The organism is Streptomyces sp. NPDC050549 (assembly GCF_040655035.1).
Taxonomy (GTDB): Bacteria; Actinomycetota; Actinomycetes; order Streptomycetales; family Streptomycetaceae; genus Streptomyces.
Window position 1 is genome coordinate 32,569 of record NZ_JBFAJD010000004.1, and the last position, 14,934, is coordinate 47,502.

The following is a 14,934-nucleotide window of genomic DNA, read 5'->3' on the forward strand; positions in this document are numbered from 1 at the left end:
GGCTCACGTTACCGCGAACGGGGGACACGGACGCGCCCCGCCCGGGGCGGCGGCGGTGGTATCAGATCGTATCGGCCTACGGTGCTCAAGATCCCACGTACGGCCCTCGCGGAGGTGTCCCCCATGCCCACGCCGCCTCGCCGCTCCCCCGCCGCCCGCCCACCGCAGCGCCGCCCACGGCCCCCCGTACGGCCGAAGAAGCCGCGCTGGGCCATGCGGGCCGCGACGACGCTGTCCGTGGTGGTGCTCGCGTCCGCCGGGATCGGGCACGCGGTGGTCAGCAGCCTCGACGCGGACATCGCCCGCGTCGACCCCTTCAAGGACATGAAGAACCGGCCGCGGGCAGGCCACGGCATGAACGTCCTGCTCGTCGGCACCGACGGGCGGGACAGGATCACCGAGGCGGAGCGGCGCGCGTACCACCTGGGGGGCGCGCCCTGCCACTGCACCGACACGATCATGATCGTGCACATCTCGGAGGACCGGGAGCGGGCCAGCGTGGTCAGCATCCCCCGCGACTCCTACGCCGAGACGCCCCCGCACACCGACCAGACCACCGGCGAGCGCCACGGACCGCACCCCATCAAGATCAACGCGGCGTACGCGGAGGGCGGCCCCAACCTCACCGTCCAGACCGTCGAGAGCATGACCCACGTGAAGATCGACCACTACCTGGAGGTCGACTTCACCAGCTTCATGAAGACGGTCGACGTCCTGGGCGGCGTGAAGATCTGCACCGCCGAACCCTTGAAGGACTCGTACACGGGCCTCGATCTCCCCGCCGGCACGCACACCCTGATGGGCGGTCAGGCCCTCCAGTACGTCCGCTCGCGGCACGTCGACGGCGCCTCCGACCTCGGCCGGATGAAGCGCCAGCAGCGCTTCCTGGCGGCGCTGATCGACCAGGCCACCTCCTCCGGGGTGCTGCTGAACCCGCTGAAGTTCCGTGACGTGACCCGCGCCGTGCTCGGCTCGGTCCGCGCGGACAAGGGCTTCGGCACCGACGAACTCCTCGACCTCGGCCGCGCGATGCGCGGCTTCTCGCCCTCCTCCTCCGAGTTCACCACTGTGCCCATCGGACAGATGGGATACGTCGTGAAGGGCATCGGCTCCACCCTGAAGTGGGACGAGCCGAAGGCGGCGAAGCTCTTCGCGGCCCTGCGCGACGACAAGCCGCTGACCGTGCACCGGGCGCCGCGCGCGAACGCCGTGAAGGTGGACGTGGCCCCGCAGCAGATCCAGGTCCAGGTGGAGAACGGGACGGCGACGGCCGGCCTCGGCAAGCGCGTCGACGCGGCACTGGCGGCGACCGGCTTCCGCACTACGCACCAGCCGGTGAGCGCCACCGACCACGGCGTACGACGCACGGTCGTCGTCTACGACCCCCGCTGGGACCGCTCCGCGAAGTCCCTCTCCGCGGCGCTGCCCGGGAGCGAACTGCGGGCGGTGAAGGGGCAGGGGCCGCTGCTGAAGGTGATCGCCGGGAGCGACTTCAAGCAGGTCACCCGGGTGCGGGCGGCGGATGTGCAGCAGGGCGAGTTCGGGGTGGTGACCGGGGACGAGGTGGGCTGCGCGTAACAGCGCCGGTGCGGGGGCCTCAGTCGTCGAGGCCCTCCGCCGCCCGCTTCTCGCGCAGCTCCATGATGGCGCGGCGGCGCGACAGCCGGTGGGTGCGGCGGATCTGGGCCTCCTGGCAGCGGCGCTCGTCGCGCTCGGTCTCCGGGATCACCGGCGGTACGCGCCGGGGCTTGCCGTCGGCGTCGACGGCGGCGAACACCAGATAGGCCGAGCCGACCTGGGTGGCCGGGGTCGACTCGTTCCACCGCTCCGCCAGGACCCGCACGCCGACCTCCATCGAGGTCCGGCCGGTCCAGTTGACCTGCGCCTTCACATGGACGAGGTCACCGACCCGGACCGGTTCCAGGAACGCCATCTCGTCCATGGACGCGGTGACGGCCGGTCCGCCGCTGTGCCGCCCGGCGACCGCGCCCGCCGCGTCGTCGACCAACTTCATGATCACACCGCCGTGCACGGTCCCCAGCAGGTTCGTGTCGGCGTTCGTCATGATGTGACTGAGGGTGGTCCGGGAGGCGGACGTCGGCTTGCCCGGCAGATCTGTCATGGACGCCACCCTATGCCGGGGTGGACATCTGCGGACTTTGTGTTGGCTTCGCAACAGCAGTGCCCTGATTTTCCTACGACCCTTGTAAACGACATGGCCGCTGCCTGCACACTGGGCCCCATGAACGATTGGCCCGAGGGATGGTCCGGCGGCAACCGCGGCAACGAGTACGGACGCGGTAGCGCGAACGCACAGCCGGAGAGCGCACGCGTGATGCGCCAGGTACGACGCGGCCCGCAGGCCCCGCCGTACGGCGCCGGAGTCCCGCCGCAGCCGTCGTACACGGGCGGCCAGGGCTATGACGAGGGCCAGAACGGCTACGGCCAGGGCGGCTACGACAACAACGGGTACGACGGCTACAACACCGGCCAGGTCTACGGCGGCGGGTCCGGCGGACCGGCCGGGCCGGACGGCGGACGGGGTCCGCGGCGCGCGCCGAACTGGCGCCGCCGGATCAAGTGGACCGCGATCACCGTGGTCACCGTGCTCGTCGTGACCACGGTCGGCACCTACTTCTGGGCCGACTCCAAGCTGAACCGCGACGTCGACCTGTCGAAGGTCATCGACCGGCCGGCGGGCGGCGACGGCACGAACTACCTGATCGTCGGGTCCGACAGCCGCGAGGGGCTGACCGCCGCCGAGAAGAAGAAGCTGCACACCGGCTCCGCCGCGGGCAAGCGCACGGACTCGATGATGATCCTGCACGTGGGCGACAGCGGCGACACCCTGATCTCGCTGCCGCGCGACTCGAACGTCACGATCCCGTCGTACGTGGGATCCACCTCGGGCAAGACGTACCAGAACACGGGCCGCCAGACGAAGCTCAACGCGGCGTACGCGGAGGACGGTCCGACGCTCCTCGTCCGCACCGTCGAGTACAACATGGGCCTGCACATCGACCACTACGTCGAGATCGGCTTCAACGGCTTCGCGGACATCGTGGACGCGGTCGGCGGTGTCACGCTCACCATCGACAAGGGCTTCAAGGACTCGTACTCGGGCGCGAACTTCAAGGCGGGCAAGCAGACGCTGAACGGCGAGGAGGCGCTGGCCTTCGTCCGCACCCGGCACGCGTTCGCCGCCTCCGACCTGCAGCGCACGAAGAACCAGCAGAAGTTCCTGTCGGCCCTCGCCCACCAGGTGGCGACGCCCGGGACCCTCCTGAACCCCTTCAAGCTCTACCCCACGCTCGGCGCGGGCCTGGACTCCCTGTCCGTCGACAAGGACATGTCGCTCTGGGACCTGGCGTCCATGTTCTGGGCGATGAAGGGCGTCAGCGGCGGCGACGGCACCTCGATGAACATGCCGATCTCGGGCTCCGTCGGCGGCAACCTCGTCTGGGACAAGGCGAAGGTCAAGACGCTGGTCAACGAGCTGAACAACGACCAGAAGGTGACGGTCTCGGGCAACTGACGCGACCGGTGACATGCGGAAGGGGCCCTTGTCCACCAAGGGCCCCTTCCGCATTCGCCGTTACGGCAGGTTGCGCGCCATCACGATGCGCTGGACCTGGTTCGTTCCTTCGTATATTTGCGTGATCTTCGCGTCGCGCATCATGCGTTCCACCGGGTAGTCACGGGTGTAGCCGTAGCCGCCGAGGAGCTGGACCGCGTCGACGGTGACCTCCATCGCGACGTCCGAGGCGAAGCACTTGGCCGCCGCGCCCTGGAAGGTGAGGTTCTTGTCGCCGCGTTCCGAGGCGGCAGCCGCCTGGTACGTCAGGGCGCGGGCGGCCTCGATCTTCATGGCCATGTCGGCCAGCATGAACTGGATGCCCTGGAAGTCGGCGATCGGCTTGCCGAACTGCTTGCGCTCCTTGACGTAGCCCTTGGCGTAGTCGAGGGCGCCCTGTGCGATGCCGAGGGCCTGGGCCGCGATGGTGATGCGGGTGTGGTCCAGGGTCTTCATCGCGGTGGCGAAGCCGGTGCCCTCGGCGCCGATCATGCGGTCGGCCGGGATGCGGACGTTGTCGAGGTAGACCTCGCGGGTCGGGGAGCCCTTGATGCCGAGCTTCTTCTCCGGGGCGCCGAAGGAGACGCCCTCGTCGGACTTCTCGACGACGAAGGCGCTGATGCCCTTGGAGCGCTTCTCGGGGTCCGTCACCGCCATCACCGTGTAGTACTCGGAGACGCCCGCGTTGGTGATCCAGCGCTTCACGCCGTTGAGGATGTAGTGGTCGCCGTCGCGGACCGCCTTCGTCTTCATGCCGGCCGCGTCCGAGCCCGCGTCCGGCTCGGAGAGGGCGTACGAGAACATCGCGTCGCCCTTGGCGAGCGGGGTCATGTACCTCTTCTTCAGGTCCTCGGAGCCCGAGAGGATCACCGGGAGCGAGCCCAGCTTGTTCACCGCGGGGATGAGGGAGGAGGACGCGCAGACGCGGGCCACCTCCTCGATCACGATCACTGTGGCCAGCGCGTCCGCGCCCGCGCCGCCGTACTCCTCGGGTACGTGGACGGCGTGCAGGTCGTTCGCCACCAGGGCGTCGAGCGCCTCCTGCGGGAAGCGGGACTCCTCGTCCACCGCTGCGGCGTACGGCGCGATCTTCGCCTCGGCCAGTGAGCGGATCGCGTCGCGGAGCATGTCGTGCTCCTCTGACGGGCGGTACAGGTCGAAGTCAGCCGATCCGGCCAAGGTCTCTCACGCTCCAAGGACGCTGTGATGACGGTGCTAATTACTGTTAAGTAACCCAAATTTTAGGGGCCCGCCCACGGGAGTGATACGTGAGCTTGGCGACAGGGGGAAAGTTGCCCGTCAGGACCTCCGACTATGCTCGGGCGCGCATCGCACCCGTACCCCTTCTGGAGCACTCATGGCCCTCAAGATCACCGTGATCGGCACCGGCTACCTGGGCGCCACGCATGCCGCGGCCATGGCCGAGCTGGGCTTCGAGGTGCTGGGGCTGGACGTCGTGCCCGAGAAGATCGCGATGCTCCAGCGGGGCGAGGTCCCGATGTACGAACCGGGGCTGGAGGAGCTGCTGCGCAAGCATGTCGCCGGGATCGAGGGCTCCAGCGGGCGGCTGCGCTTCACCATGGACTGGGCCGAGGTCGCGGAGTTCGGCGACGTCCACTTCATGTGCACGAACACCCCGCAGAAGCACGGCGAGTACGCCTGCGACATGTCGTTCGTCGACCGGGCCTTCGAACTGCTCGCCCCACACCTCACCCGCCCCGCGCTCGTCGTCGGCAAGTCCACCGTGCCGGTCGGCTCGGCGGACCGGCTGGCCGCCTATCTCGCCGAGCACGCCCCCGCCGGCGCGGACGCCGAGCTGGCCTGGAACCCGGAGTTCCTGCGCGAGGGGCTCGCGGTCGAGGACACCCTGCGTCCGGACCGGATCGTGGTCGGCGTGCGGAGCGAGCGGGCCGAGAGGCTGCTGCGCGAGGTCTACGCGGTGCCGATCGGGGCCGGGTCGCCGTTCGTGGTGACCGACTTCCCGACCGCCGAGCTGGTGAAGACGGCCGCGAACTCCTTCCTCGCCACGAAGATCTCCTTCATCAACGCGATGGCCGAGGTCTGCGAGGCCGCGGACGGCGATGTGGTGAAGCTGGCCGAGGCGATCGGGCACGACGAGCGGATCGGGAAGAAGTTCCTGCGGGCCGGGATCGGCTTCGGTGGGGGCTGCCTGCCCAAGGACATCCGGGCGTTCATGGCCCGCGCCGGTGAACTGGGCGCCGACCAGGCGCTGACCTTCCTGCGCGAGATCGACTCCATCAACATGCGGCGGCGCGGGCAGATGGTGGAGATGACGCGCGAGGCGCTCGGCGGCGGCTCCTTCCTGGGCAAGCGGGTCGCCGTGCTCGGCGCGACCTTCAAGCCCGACTCGGACGACGTACGCGACTCCCCCGCGCTGAACGTCGCCGGCCAGATCCACCTCCAGGGCGGCCAGGTCACGGTCTACGACCCGAAGGGCATGGACAACGCGCTGCGGCTGTTCCCGACGCTCGGCTACGCCGACACCGCCGTGGAGGCCGTGCGCGGCGCCGATGTCGTCCTGCACCTGACGGAGTGGCGGGAGTTCCGGGAGCTGGACCCGGCCGAACTCGGTGAAGGCGTGCGGGCCCGGCTCATTCTCGACGGGCGGAATGCGCTCGACCCGGAGCTGTGGCGGAAGGCCGGTTGGACTTACCGGGCGATGGGTCGGCCCACCGCATAACGAGTCCGGAGCGGAGGGGTCTTGGGGCCGAGGGGTACTTGGCGGGTAATTCCCCTGCGGCCCACCGGAATTCCGGGACGGGGGCGGCCGTACGTGTTGATGCCGTGCCGCCGGCCCTGCCCGAGGCCGGGGGCCCGGGGCCCGGGCTGGGCAGCCTGAGGCGTCCTGAGGCTTGACCGCCCTTGCACGGCACGCACCCGAATTGGCATATGCCATTTCCGGGAATTCCCGCGCCGAGTTCGAATTCAATTCGAGTAATGTGTGGGAATCGGGCTGCCCCCTGCGCGCTTTCTTCACAGTCGCATTGCGCGGAATAACGTCGATGTCGCCCGGTCTCACAGTCGGGCCGCACCCGAAAGAGAGCCAGGCAACAGGCGGTTAACTGGCCCGTAGTCGCGGGGAATCCGCACTCCACTGCACTGAGTCGCGTCCGCCGCATTCCGCGGTCGGATTGACCTGAGCATGCCAGGAGTGTCTCATCATGCCCTTGTTCCGCCGGGCGGAGTGGCCGAGAGATCACCGCGACGAGCTGGTCGCGGGCGCGCTGGTCGGAGCCGTGGTGATCGTGCTCGGCTACGCGTCGGGCATCGGCGCCCCCGCGGCCTCCGGCGAGGCCGCCGCGCCCGCCGCCACGCCTCCCGCCGCCACCGCACCACCGGCCGCCGGATCGGCTCCGGCCGACTCCGCCCCGGGCGGTACGCAGGCCCAGGTCCCGGGCGGCACCGGGGTGTTCCCGGTGACCGGCGGAACCGGCACGGACACGGGGCTCGGCACCGGCCTCGGCACCGGACAGACCGGCACCGGGCACGACCACGGCACCTCGCCCACCTACGGGCCCACGCCGACCCCCGCCTCCCCGTCCCCCACCCCCTCCCCGTCGGGCTCCTCGACCACGGCGCCGCCCGCCGTCGGCAGCGGCTGCGAGGACGGCGAGGTGCGCGTCGTAGCGCCGCTCCTGACCGGACTCACCCAGTCCCTCTTCGGCGTCCTCGACGGCGCGGACGCCGAAGAGCCCACCGCGCAGCCCTCACCGTGCGTCGGACTCGCCCCGCTGGACGGCCTGTTGGGCGCCACGGCGGCACCGGCTTCCTCCGCGTCCTCGTCCGCGTCCCCGTCGCCGGAGGCCACCCCATGACGACCGCGACGACCGTCCGCCGCGCCCTCCCGGTCCTGCTCTCCGCCGTCCTTCTCGGGCTCCTCACCACCACCCCCGCCGCCGCCCACACCGAGCTGGTCCGTTCCACGCCGAAGAGCGGCGCCAGGCTGGAGAAGGCTCCCGACGACCTCATCCTCGTCTTCGACGAGGCCGTCGACCCGGCCGACATACGCGTCATGACCCCGGACGGCGACCGGCTGCCCGTGACCCGGATTCCGGGCAGGGGCAGTGCCACGGTGCGGGTCGCGCTCCCCCGCGCGAGCGGGGACGCCCTCGCGGTCACCTGGTCCGTCATCGACGAGGAGGACGGCCACGCCACCTCCGGGCGGCTGACCTTCGACATCGGTACGCGGACCGCCCAGGACCGCGGCGGCGAGGCCACGGCCGCTCCCGCACCCGCCCCCTGGGTGCGCAAGGGCCTCGTCGCCGCCCGCTGGACCGGATATCTGTCGCTGGCCCTGTTCGTGGGCGGCCTCGCCTTCGTCGCCCTGCTGTGGCCGCGCGGCGCGGGCGAGCGGCGGGCGCGGGTGCTGCTCGGTCTCGCCTGGACGTGCGGGCTGGCGTCGACCGTGGCGAGCCTCGGCCTGCAGGGCGCGTACGCCGCGCTCGGCGGTCTGCGGGACGCGCTGCGCCCGGCGACGTACGCCGACGTCCTCATCACCGAGCCCGGTCTCGCGCTCGCCGCCCGGGGCCTGTTGTGGGTGCTCGCGGCCGTGGTGCTGGCCGCGCTGCTGCAGGGCGGTGCGCGGACCGCACGTTCGCCCGGCTGGCGGGTCGGGGCCGGCGCGGTGGCCCTCGGGCTGCTGCGGGCCACCGGCATGGCGGGTCACAACTCCGAGGGCACCGAGCCCACTTGGGGCGCCGTCGCCGACCTCGTCCACCTGCTCGGCGTCTCGCTCTGGATCGGCGGGCTGACCATGCTCACGGTGGCCGTGCTGCCGCGCCGCGAGCCCGGTGAGCTGGCGGCCGTGGTGCCCGGCTACTCGAAACTGGCCGCCGTGAGCGTGACGGCGATCGTGGCCGCCGGTCTGGTGCTCGCCTGGCAGATCGTGGGGTCCTACGACGCCCTGCTGCACACCTCGTACGGGCACTTGCTGCTCCTCAAGACGGGCGTCCTCGCCGTCGTCCTGGCCGCCGCCTGGTGCAGCCGCCAGTGGACGCGCACCCGCCTCGATCTCGCCGTGCTGCTGCGCGGCGACGCCGCCACCGTGCGGCCCTTCGGTTACTCGGTCGCGGCGGAGACGGGGCTCGTCCTCGTCGTGCTCGCCGTGACGAGTCTGCTGGTCACGGCCGACCCCGGCCGCTGAACTCCCCCATGGAACAAAGGAGTTGTTTTGAAACGCACTGAAGAGACCGGTGACCGGCGGCGCCGCTCACCGGCCGGCAACCGGGCCCTGCTGGTCGCCGGACTCGGCGCGGCCCTCGCGGCCGTGCTCAGCCTGGGGCTCCTGCAGGCGGCCTCCGGCTCCAGCGGAACCTCGGACACGGCGGCAGCGGGCGCGGCTCAGGCGCCCGCAGCCGCGGCGGCCGAGGTGCAGCCCGCGGCGGCTGCCAAACCGGACTACCAGGTCGACATCACGAACTACGAGTTCGGCGACGGCAAGCAGCTCGTCGTCAAGGTCGGCCAGACCGTCCGGTGGACCAACCACGACACCGCGCCGCACACGGTCACCACCACGAAGGCCCCGGTGAAGTTCGACTCCGGCACCCTGAACCAGGGCGACTCGTGGTCGTACACGTTCACCAAGGCCGGGACGTACGAGTACTACTGCGCCGTACACCCGGACATGGTGTCCTCGGTGAAGGTCGTCGCGGACGACGGCGGCGGCACGGGCGGCGGTACGACACCCACGGCCACCCCGACGGCGACCCCGACCGGCACGCCCACGGCCACCCCGACGGCCACTCCGACCGGCATGCCCATGCCCACCGACACGGCGACCACCGCCCCCACCGCCACGCCGACCGGGTCCGACGGTGGCAGCACCCAGTGCACCAGCGTCCAGGACGTGCTCCTGCCGATCCTCCAGCACATCGACTCGGCGCACCTGGAACGGTCTCCGGGTGAGCAGGTGCAGGACGCGCTCGCCCTCGACTCCTACATCAAGATGCACACGGTGTGGGTCGAGACGATCCTCAAGCCCGTCACCGAGGGCGGCGGCACGGTGCTCGACAGCACGCTCAGCGTGCTGCTCAACCACATCAACAAGGCACACCTGGAGGAGTCGCTCGGGCAGCAGGTCACCGATCTGCTCGACGTCGACGGCTACGTGAAGATGCACACGGTCTGGGCCGAGCAACTGCTCACGCCCACCGAGGACTTCGTCACCGGCAACTGCTGACGCGGTCCGCGACACGACAAGGACGCCGGTCCGGCCGAGGCTCAGTCGGCCGGACCGGCGCCCGCCCATTCTCCACGTGTTCACCACCACTCCGGAACCGCTTTCACAGGAGACCTGGATGACAACCGTCACTCTCCCCACTGTCCCGCCCCCACCGGAGTCGCACACCGGCACCCGTCGCCTGCCGCTGCCCGGCGACTACCCGGTGGCGCCCGGCCGCTCGCTCGTCGAGCTCACCTGCTGGTACGGCCCGTTGCCCACGCTGCGCCGCCGCATCGCCCTCACCGGGGCGTCCCTCGCGGTTCCCGAATCCTCCGAACACCCCTTGTTCCGCTTCGAGTTCGACGATCCGCGGCTCTCGGCCCGGCTCACCTCCGAGCGCGTGGAGCCGCTCGCCGGGGGTCGCCGGCTGCAGCTCACCGGTGACCTCGACATCGACGGGACCGCCTTCCCCGTACTGCTGCGGCTGCGCGTCGTCGAGCACGCGGACGACCGGCTGCTCGTGGTGGGTACGGCCCGGCTGCCGTACCGGCTGCTGCGGCGGGCCACGGGTTTCCGGGCCGGCCGTCCCGCCACGCGGCTGCGGCTGCTGGTCGCCGCGGAGTTCGCGTGAGGGCGGCGGGGCGGGCGGTGCCGGGCGCCGCGGCCGCCGTACTCGCCCTTCTCGGTCTGCTGGTGCTGCCCGCCGGACAGGCGTCGGCCGCGTCGTACCACGTGGTGATGAAGGGGTACGCCTTCTCGCCGGCGGCGCTGACGATCACGGCAGGCACGACGGTGACCTGGACCAACGAGGACACCGCACCGCACGACGTGAAGACGACCTCGGGTCCGGTCGCGATCCACTCCCCCATGCTGAGCAGGGGCGGGAGCTGGAGCTTCACGTTCGGCACGGCGGGCTCCTACGGCTATGTCTGCACCGTCCACCCGGGCATGACGGCCCAGTTGGTGGTGAAGGCGGCGGCCCCGGCGACGTCGGCGGCGGCCCCGGCGCACGAGCACGGCGGCTCGTCGGGTTCGTCCGGGTCGGCCGGATCGGCCGGGTCGTCCGGTTCCGGGCAGCAACACGCCACCGTGCCGGGCCGGACGGTCGCGGCGAGGACACCCGCGCACTCCTCGTCCCCGTCCCACGCGATGTCGATGCCGACCGCGGCGGCCACACCGGCACCCGCGACGACCGCGCCACAGGCTGCACAGGTCCAGCAGACCGCGTCGACGTCCCGTCCGCTGGATCCGCTGCTGGTGCTGGCCGGGCTGGTGGCCGGAGTCGCCGTCGTGTGCCTGCTGCTGGTGGGGTCGCGGGCCGCACAGGCGGACGGCGGGGACGAGGCTAGGAGCTAGGACGGTTCTCCGGCCTGCCGGGCGCGGTACGTCCGCATCTTCGCGCGCGCCCCGCACACCGCCATCGAGCACCAGCGGCCCCGGCCGGCCGGGCTGCGGTCGTAGTAGGCCCAGTGGCAGGTGGGCGCCTCGCACGCCTTGAGGCGGGGCCAGGTGCCCGCGAGGACGGCCTGGGCGATCGCCGCCGCGACCCTGGAGAGGAGGGGCTGCGCCTCGACGGGGGTGAGGTGCGCGGAGCCGTCGTGGGCGTCGATGGCGACCAACAGCGGGGCCCGCGCGAGGAGTTCGCCGAGCGGGGTGCTCGCGCGGTGCGCGGGGTGGCCCGCGTGGGCGAGCAGCGTGGCCCGCAGGGACTCGCGGAGTTCACGGGCGTGCGGCACTTCCCCCTCCGCGAGTGCGAAGCGGGCCCGGCCGTCCTCCGTGTCGAGTGCGTCGGTGCCCGACTCGATGTCCAGCGTGTTGACCAGGGCCTCGATCAGGGCCAGCTCGCCGGGCGCGGGAACTCTCTCACTCATGCTTGCGACGTTACCTCCAATGCGGGAGCATGCAGTAACCGTTACCGGTTCACGGCACATACAGGTAACTAGGAGGAGTTCGTCATGGCCATCGCCAAGCTCGGCACCGTCGTCATGGACTGTCCCGACCCGCGTGCGCTCGCCGCGTTCTACGCCGAGATCCTGGGCGGCACCGCCGACGGAGAGGGCGACTGGGTGGACCTGAAGGTCCCCGGCGGACAGTCGCTGGCGTTCCAGGAGGCGCCGGGGCACGTACCGCCGAGGTGGCCGGCGCCCGCCGACTCGCAGCAGTTCCACCTCGACCTGACCGTCGAGGACCTGGACGCGGCCGAGACGGGCGTCCTGGCACTGGGCGCGAAGCCGCTGGACACCGACGACCGCTCACGCGCCTGGCGGGTGTACGCCGACCCGGCGGGGCACCCGTTCTGCCTCTGCGCCTGCTGACACCACGACACCAGGGAGATCACCATGGCCGCCGTCGCACGTTTCCGATCCACCGTGATCGACTGCCCGGACCCACTCGCCCTCGCCGGGTTCTACGCCGGCGTCCTGGGCGGCACACCCCGCGCAGCCGACGAGGAGTGGGTCGTACTCGACATCCCGGACGGGCCGCGGATCGCCTTCCAGCGGGTGGAGGTGTACGTCCCACCGGAGTGGCCGAGCGCGGACCGGCCGCAGCAGTTCCACCTCGACTTCGACGCCGGGTCGACGTGGGAGGAGATCGAGGCGGCGGAGAAGGCCGTACTGGCGCTCGGCGCGCGGCTGTTGGAGCGGCAGGACAAGGAGGACTTCCGGGTGTACGCCGATCCGGCAGGGCATCCCTTCTGCCTCTGCCGGATCGACCACCCGTAGGTCCTGTGCGCTACCCGTCCAGCTCGGCGATCTTCGCCGTCGACGGCTCGCGCCGCTGCTGTGCGGCGCGGGCCGTGAAGTCGGCGCTGCGCAGGACGCGTTGGACGTTGCCCCAGCTGAGCAGGGCGAGATCGGGCTCGGCCCAGCCGCGGTGGAGGAGCTCGGCGAAGAGGTTCGGGTAGCAGGAGGCGTCGGCGAGGTCCTGCGGGTGGGCGGTGCCGGCGTCGTAGGTGCCGGACAGGGCGACGGACTCGGGGCCCGCGACCCGGCGGACGTGGTCGAGGTGGTCGGCGACGTCCCGGACGGACGGGCCGGTCTGCTCGGCGGTGAGCGGCACCATGCACAGGCCCTTGGCGGCGCCGACCGCGGCGAGAAGTGCGTCGGAGAGGTTCGCCGGGTGCGGGCGCAGGGTGCGGGCGGCGGAGCGGGTGAACAGCACCGGCGCCTTCGAGGCCGCGAGCGCGCGGCGGATCGTCTCCTCGGAGGCGCCGGAGAGGTCGGCGAGCACGCCGAGCCGGTTCATCTCCCGCACGACCTCCTCGCCGAACCGGGTCAGCCCCGCCTCGCTCGCCCAGGACACCCCGGACAGCGTGAGAACCCGCAGCCCCAGCGCGTGCAGCGAGCGCAGGATGCCGAGCGAGTCGCCGAGCGCGGGGGCTCCGGCGGGGCCGAGCAGCACGGCGACACGGCCGCAGTTGCGCACGTCGGTGGTCTGCCCCGCGGTGTACGCCAGGCGCAGTCCCTCGGGGTGGGCGCGGACCACCGTGTTCACCAGGTCCAACTGCTCCAGGGTGGCGCCGACCGCCCGGTCCCCGGCCAGTCCCTCGGGCAGGTGCAGCGACCAGAACAGCGCCCCGACATGCCCCTCGCGCAGCCGCGGCACATCGGTGTCCACGGAACTCTCCCCCAGCTCCAGGTCGAACCACGGCAGATGCCGCAGCGCCCACGGCAGCCCGCTGTAGCCGTCGGCGACGGGGTGCGCGGCGAGGATGGCGTGCGCGCGCTCCAGCGGGGCCGCGGCCGGGTCGGAGACGGGGTCGTACTGTTCCGCGCTGTCCGGCGGGAAGGGCCCGGCGGGAAAGGGCTCGTGGACCAAGTCGTCGAGCTCGCCGACCTCGGTCGTCGCGTGCAGGTGGTCCTGGAGGTCGGCCATGGCGGGCTCCGTACGTCGTTACGGCAGTACGGTCACCGTCGCACGCTGACGTGGGTGCTTCCTGGTGGGCGGGGCGTTCGGGGTACGGCGCGGGAACCGGCGCTCCCGCGCCGCGCCGGTCAGCCGTCCAGCGACTCGATCGTCGCGTTCGACGGCCCCCGCGTCGCCTGGACGTCCCGCGCCACGTCCTCCGCCGCGCCCAGTACCCGTACCGCGTTCTGCCAGGTCAGTTTGGCCAGGTCGGGCTTGGACCAGCCGCGGTCGAGCAGTTCCGCGATCAGGTTCGGGTAGCCGGAGACGTCGTTCAGACCGTCGGGGGTGAAGGCCGTGCCGTCGTAGTCGCCGCCGATGCCGAGGTGGTCGACGCCCGCGACCTCCCGCATGTGGTCGAGGTGGTCGGCGACCGTGGAGACGGTGGCGACCGGGCGCGGGTGGTGCTCCTCGAAGGCGCGGTGCACCTTCATCGCCTCGGCGGTGGTCTCCAGGTGGTGCAGGCCGTGCGCGCGCATGTTGTCGTCGGCGGCGGCCGTCCAGTCCACGGCGGCCTGGAGCACGAACTTCGGCACGAACGTCACCATCGCCATGCCGCCGTTGGCGGGCAGCCGCTCCAGCACGTCGTCGGGGATGTTGCGCGGGTGATCACAGACGGCCCGGGAGGAGGAGTGGGAGAAGATCACCGGGGCCGTCGACGTGTCCAGCGCGTCGCGCATCGTCGTGGCCGCCACGTGCGAGAGGTCGACGAGCATGCCCTCGCGGTTCATCTCCCGCACGACCTCCCGGCCGAACGCCGACAGCCCGCCGACCCCCGGTTCGTCCGTCGCCGAGTCCGCCCACGCCACGTTGTCGTTGTGGGTGAGCGTCATGTAGCGCACTCCGAGGGCGTACAACCCCCTTAGCGTGCCGAGGGAGCCCGCGATCGAGTGCCCGCCCTCCGCACCCATGAGGGAGGCGATACGGCCCTCCGCACGCGCCGCTTCCATGTCCGCGGCGGTCAGCGCGGGCGCCAGCTCCTGCGGATAGCGGGCCAGCAACTGCCGTACGCAGTCGATCTGTTCCAGCGTCATCGGCACCGGGTCGGGCAGGTCCGAGCGGACGTACACCGACCAGTACTGCGCACCGACACCGCCCTCGCGCAGCCGCGGGAGGTCGGTGTGCAGATGCGCGTTCTGGTGTACAGCGATGTCGCGGGCGTCGAGGTCGTAGCCGACCTGCTTGCGCAGCGCCCAGGGCAGGTCGTTGTGCCCGTCGACGACCGGGAACTCGCGGAGCAGCTCCCGGGCCTGGTCCAGCGACGTCATGGCCG

Annotated in this window: 15 protein-coding genes; 10 read left to right on the forward strand and 5 right to left on the reverse strand. The window is 71.6% G+C overall.

The window, feature by feature from the left end:
* Nucleotides 1-123 precede the first annotated feature (123 nt).
* Nucleotides 124-1,578 carry an LCP family protein gene (locus AB0I51_RS07995; protein WP_362972577.1) on the forward strand — a complete coding sequence of 485 codons (1,455 nt, stop codon included), beginning with the start codon at nt 124-126 and terminating at the stop codon, nt 1,576-1,578.
* Nucleotides 1,579-1,597: 19 nt separating this feature from the next.
* On the opposite strand, the gene AB0I51_RS08000 is transcribed toward AB0I51_RS07995, so the two are convergent.
* A complete protein-coding gene (locus tag AB0I51_RS08000) occupies nt 1,598-2,122 on the reverse strand; it encodes an acyl-CoA thioesterase (protein WP_362972579.1) in 525 nt (174 codons plus the stop codon).
* A gap of 120 nt (nt 2,123-2,242) precedes the next feature.
* On the opposite strand from AB0I51_RS08000, the gene AB0I51_RS08005 reads away from it, so the two are divergent.
* Entirely contained in the window at nt 2,243-3,535 is a 1,293-nt protein-coding gene (locus tag AB0I51_RS08005) for an LCP family protein (protein ID WP_362972581.1), read from the forward strand.
* A 60-nt stretch (nt 3,536-3,595) separates the two neighbouring features.
* Here AB0I51_RS08005 and AB0I51_RS08010 read toward each other — a convergent pair whose 3' ends face one another.
* Nucleotides 3,596-4,753, reverse strand: a complete 1,158-nt coding sequence (locus AB0I51_RS08010) for an acyl-CoA dehydrogenase (RefSeq protein ID WP_362972583.1) — start codon at nt 4,751-4,753, stop codon at nt 3,596-3,598.
* Between the two features lie 178 nt (nt 4,754-4,931).
* On the opposite strand from AB0I51_RS08010, the gene AB0I51_RS08015 reads away from it, so the two are divergent.
* The 6 genes from AB0I51_RS08015 to AB0I51_RS08040 all read left to right on the forward strand — a co-directional run bounded on the left by AB0I51_RS08015 (nt 4,932) and on the right by AB0I51_RS08040 (nt 11,111).
* Complete coding sequence (locus AB0I51_RS08015; RefSeq protein ID WP_362972585.1) at nt 4,932-6,275, forward strand: UDP-glucose/GDP-mannose dehydrogenase family protein; 1,344 nt, start codon at nt 4,932-4,934, stop codon at nt 6,273-6,275.
* 481 nt (nt 6,276-6,756) lie between these two features.
* Complete coding sequence (locus tag AB0I51_RS08020; protein WP_362972589.1) at nt 6,757-7,410, forward strand: hypothetical protein; 654 nt, start codon at nt 6,757-6,759, stop codon at nt 7,408-7,410.
* Nucleotides 7,407-8,738 carry a CopD family protein gene (locus AB0I51_RS08025; protein ID WP_362972591.1) on the forward strand — a complete coding sequence of 444 codons (1,332 nt, stop codon included), beginning with the start codon at nt 7,407-7,409 and terminating at the stop codon, nt 8,736-8,738. The genes AB0I51_RS08020 and AB0I51_RS08025 overlap by 4 nt, the downstream gene beginning before the upstream one ends.
* A gap of 27 nt (nt 8,739-8,765) precedes the next feature.
* The gene (locus AB0I51_RS08030; protein WP_362972593.1) at nt 8,766-9,773 is read left to right on the forward strand and encodes a plastocyanin/azurin family copper-binding protein; all 1,008 of its coding nucleotides are present in this window, start codon (nt 8,766-8,768) and stop codon (nt 9,771-9,773) included.
* 118 nt (nt 9,774-9,891) lie between these two features.
* Nucleotides 9,892-10,386, forward strand: a complete 495-nt coding sequence (locus AB0I51_RS08035; RefSeq protein WP_362972595.1) for a hypothetical protein — start codon at nt 9,892-9,894, stop codon at nt 10,384-10,386.
* A complete protein-coding gene (locus AB0I51_RS08040; protein ID WP_362972597.1) occupies nt 10,383-11,111 on the forward strand; it encodes a plastocyanin/azurin family copper-binding protein in 729 nt (242 codons plus the stop codon). The genes AB0I51_RS08035 and AB0I51_RS08040 overlap by 4 nt, the downstream gene beginning before the upstream one ends.
* Here AB0I51_RS08040 and AB0I51_RS08045 read toward each other — a convergent pair.
* Entirely contained in the window at nt 11,108-11,626 is a 519-nt protein-coding gene (locus tag AB0I51_RS08045) for a CGNR zinc finger domain-containing protein (RefSeq protein WP_362972599.1), read from the reverse strand. The two genes, AB0I51_RS08040 and AB0I51_RS08045, sit on opposite strands and share 4 nt — an antisense overlap.
* 84 nt (nt 11,627-11,710) lie before the next feature.
* Between AB0I51_RS08045 and AB0I51_RS08050 the strand changes: the two genes are divergently transcribed.
* Together AB0I51_RS08050 and AB0I51_RS08055 are read left to right on the forward strand one after the other, a co-directional pair.
* Nucleotides 11,711-12,070 (forward strand): VOC family protein, encoded by a 360-nt coding sequence (locus AB0I51_RS08050; RefSeq protein ID WP_362972601.1) that lies wholly within the window; start codon nt 11,711-11,713, stop codon nt 12,068-12,070.
* A gap of 24 nt (nt 12,071-12,094) precedes the next feature.
* On the forward strand, nt 12,095-12,478 hold the full coding sequence (locus AB0I51_RS08055) for a VOC family protein (RefSeq protein ID WP_362972603.1): 384 nt from the start codon (nt 12,095-12,097) through the stop codon (nt 12,476-12,478).
* A 10-nt stretch (nt 12,479-12,488) separates the two neighbouring features.
* On the opposite strand, the gene AB0I51_RS08060 is transcribed toward AB0I51_RS08055, so the two are convergent.
* Entirely contained in the window at nt 12,489-13,631 is a 1,143-nt protein-coding gene (locus AB0I51_RS08060; protein ID WP_362972605.1) for a dipeptidase, read from the reverse strand.
* A gap of 119 nt (nt 13,632-13,750) precedes the next feature.
* Nucleotides 13,751-14,929: a dipeptidase gene (locus tag AB0I51_RS08065; RefSeq protein ID WP_362972607.1), complete on the reverse strand. Its 1,179-nt coding sequence runs from the start codon at nt 14,927-14,929 to the stop codon at nt 13,751-13,753.
* Between the last annotated feature and the right edge of the window lie 5 nt (nt 14,930-14,934).

Coding starts and splice junctions, on each gene's coding strand:
- AB0I51_RS07995 (WP_362972577.1), top strand. CDS start 124: ATGCCCACGCCGCCTCGCCGCTCCCCCGCCGCCCGCCCACCGCAGCGC.
- AB0I51_RS08000 (WP_362972579.1), bottom strand. CDS start 2,122: ATGACAGATCTGCCGGGCAAGCCGACGTCCGCCTCCCGGACCACCCTC.
- AB0I51_RS08005 (WP_362972581.1), top strand. CDS start 2,243: ATGAACGATTGGCCCGAGGGATGGTCCGGCGGCAACCGCGGCAACGAG.
- AB0I51_RS08015 (WP_362972585.1), top strand. CDS start 4,932: ATGGCCCTCAAGATCACCGTGATCGGCACCGGCTACCTGGGCGCCACG.
- AB0I51_RS08020 (WP_362972589.1), top strand. CDS start 6,757: ATGCCCTTGTTCCGCCGGGCGGAGTGGCCGAGAGATCACCGCGACGAG.
- AB0I51_RS08025 (WP_362972591.1), top strand. CDS start 7,407: ATGACGACCGCGACGACCGTCCGCCGCGCCCTCCCGGTCCTGCTCTCC.
- AB0I51_RS08035 (WP_362972595.1), top strand. CDS start 9,892: ATGACAACCGTCACTCTCCCCACTGTCCCGCCCCCACCGGAGTCGCAC.
- AB0I51_RS08045 (WP_362972599.1), bottom strand. CDS start 11,626: ATGAGTGAGAGAGTTCCCGCGCCCGGCGAGCTGGCCCTGATCGAGGCC.
- AB0I51_RS08050 (WP_362972601.1), top strand. CDS start 11,711: ATGGCCATCGCCAAGCTCGGCACCGTCGTCATGGACTGTCCCGACCCG.
- AB0I51_RS08055 (WP_362972603.1), top strand. CDS start 12,095: ATGGCCGCCGTCGCACGTTTCCGATCCACCGTGATCGACTGCCCGGAC.
- AB0I51_RS08060 (WP_362972605.1), bottom strand. CDS start 13,631: ATGGCCGACCTCCAGGACCACCTGCACGCGACGACCGAGGTCGGCGAG.
- AB0I51_RS08065 (WP_362972607.1), bottom strand. CDS start 14,929: ATGACGTCGCTGGACCAGGCCCGGGAGCTGCTCCGCGAGTTCCCGGTC.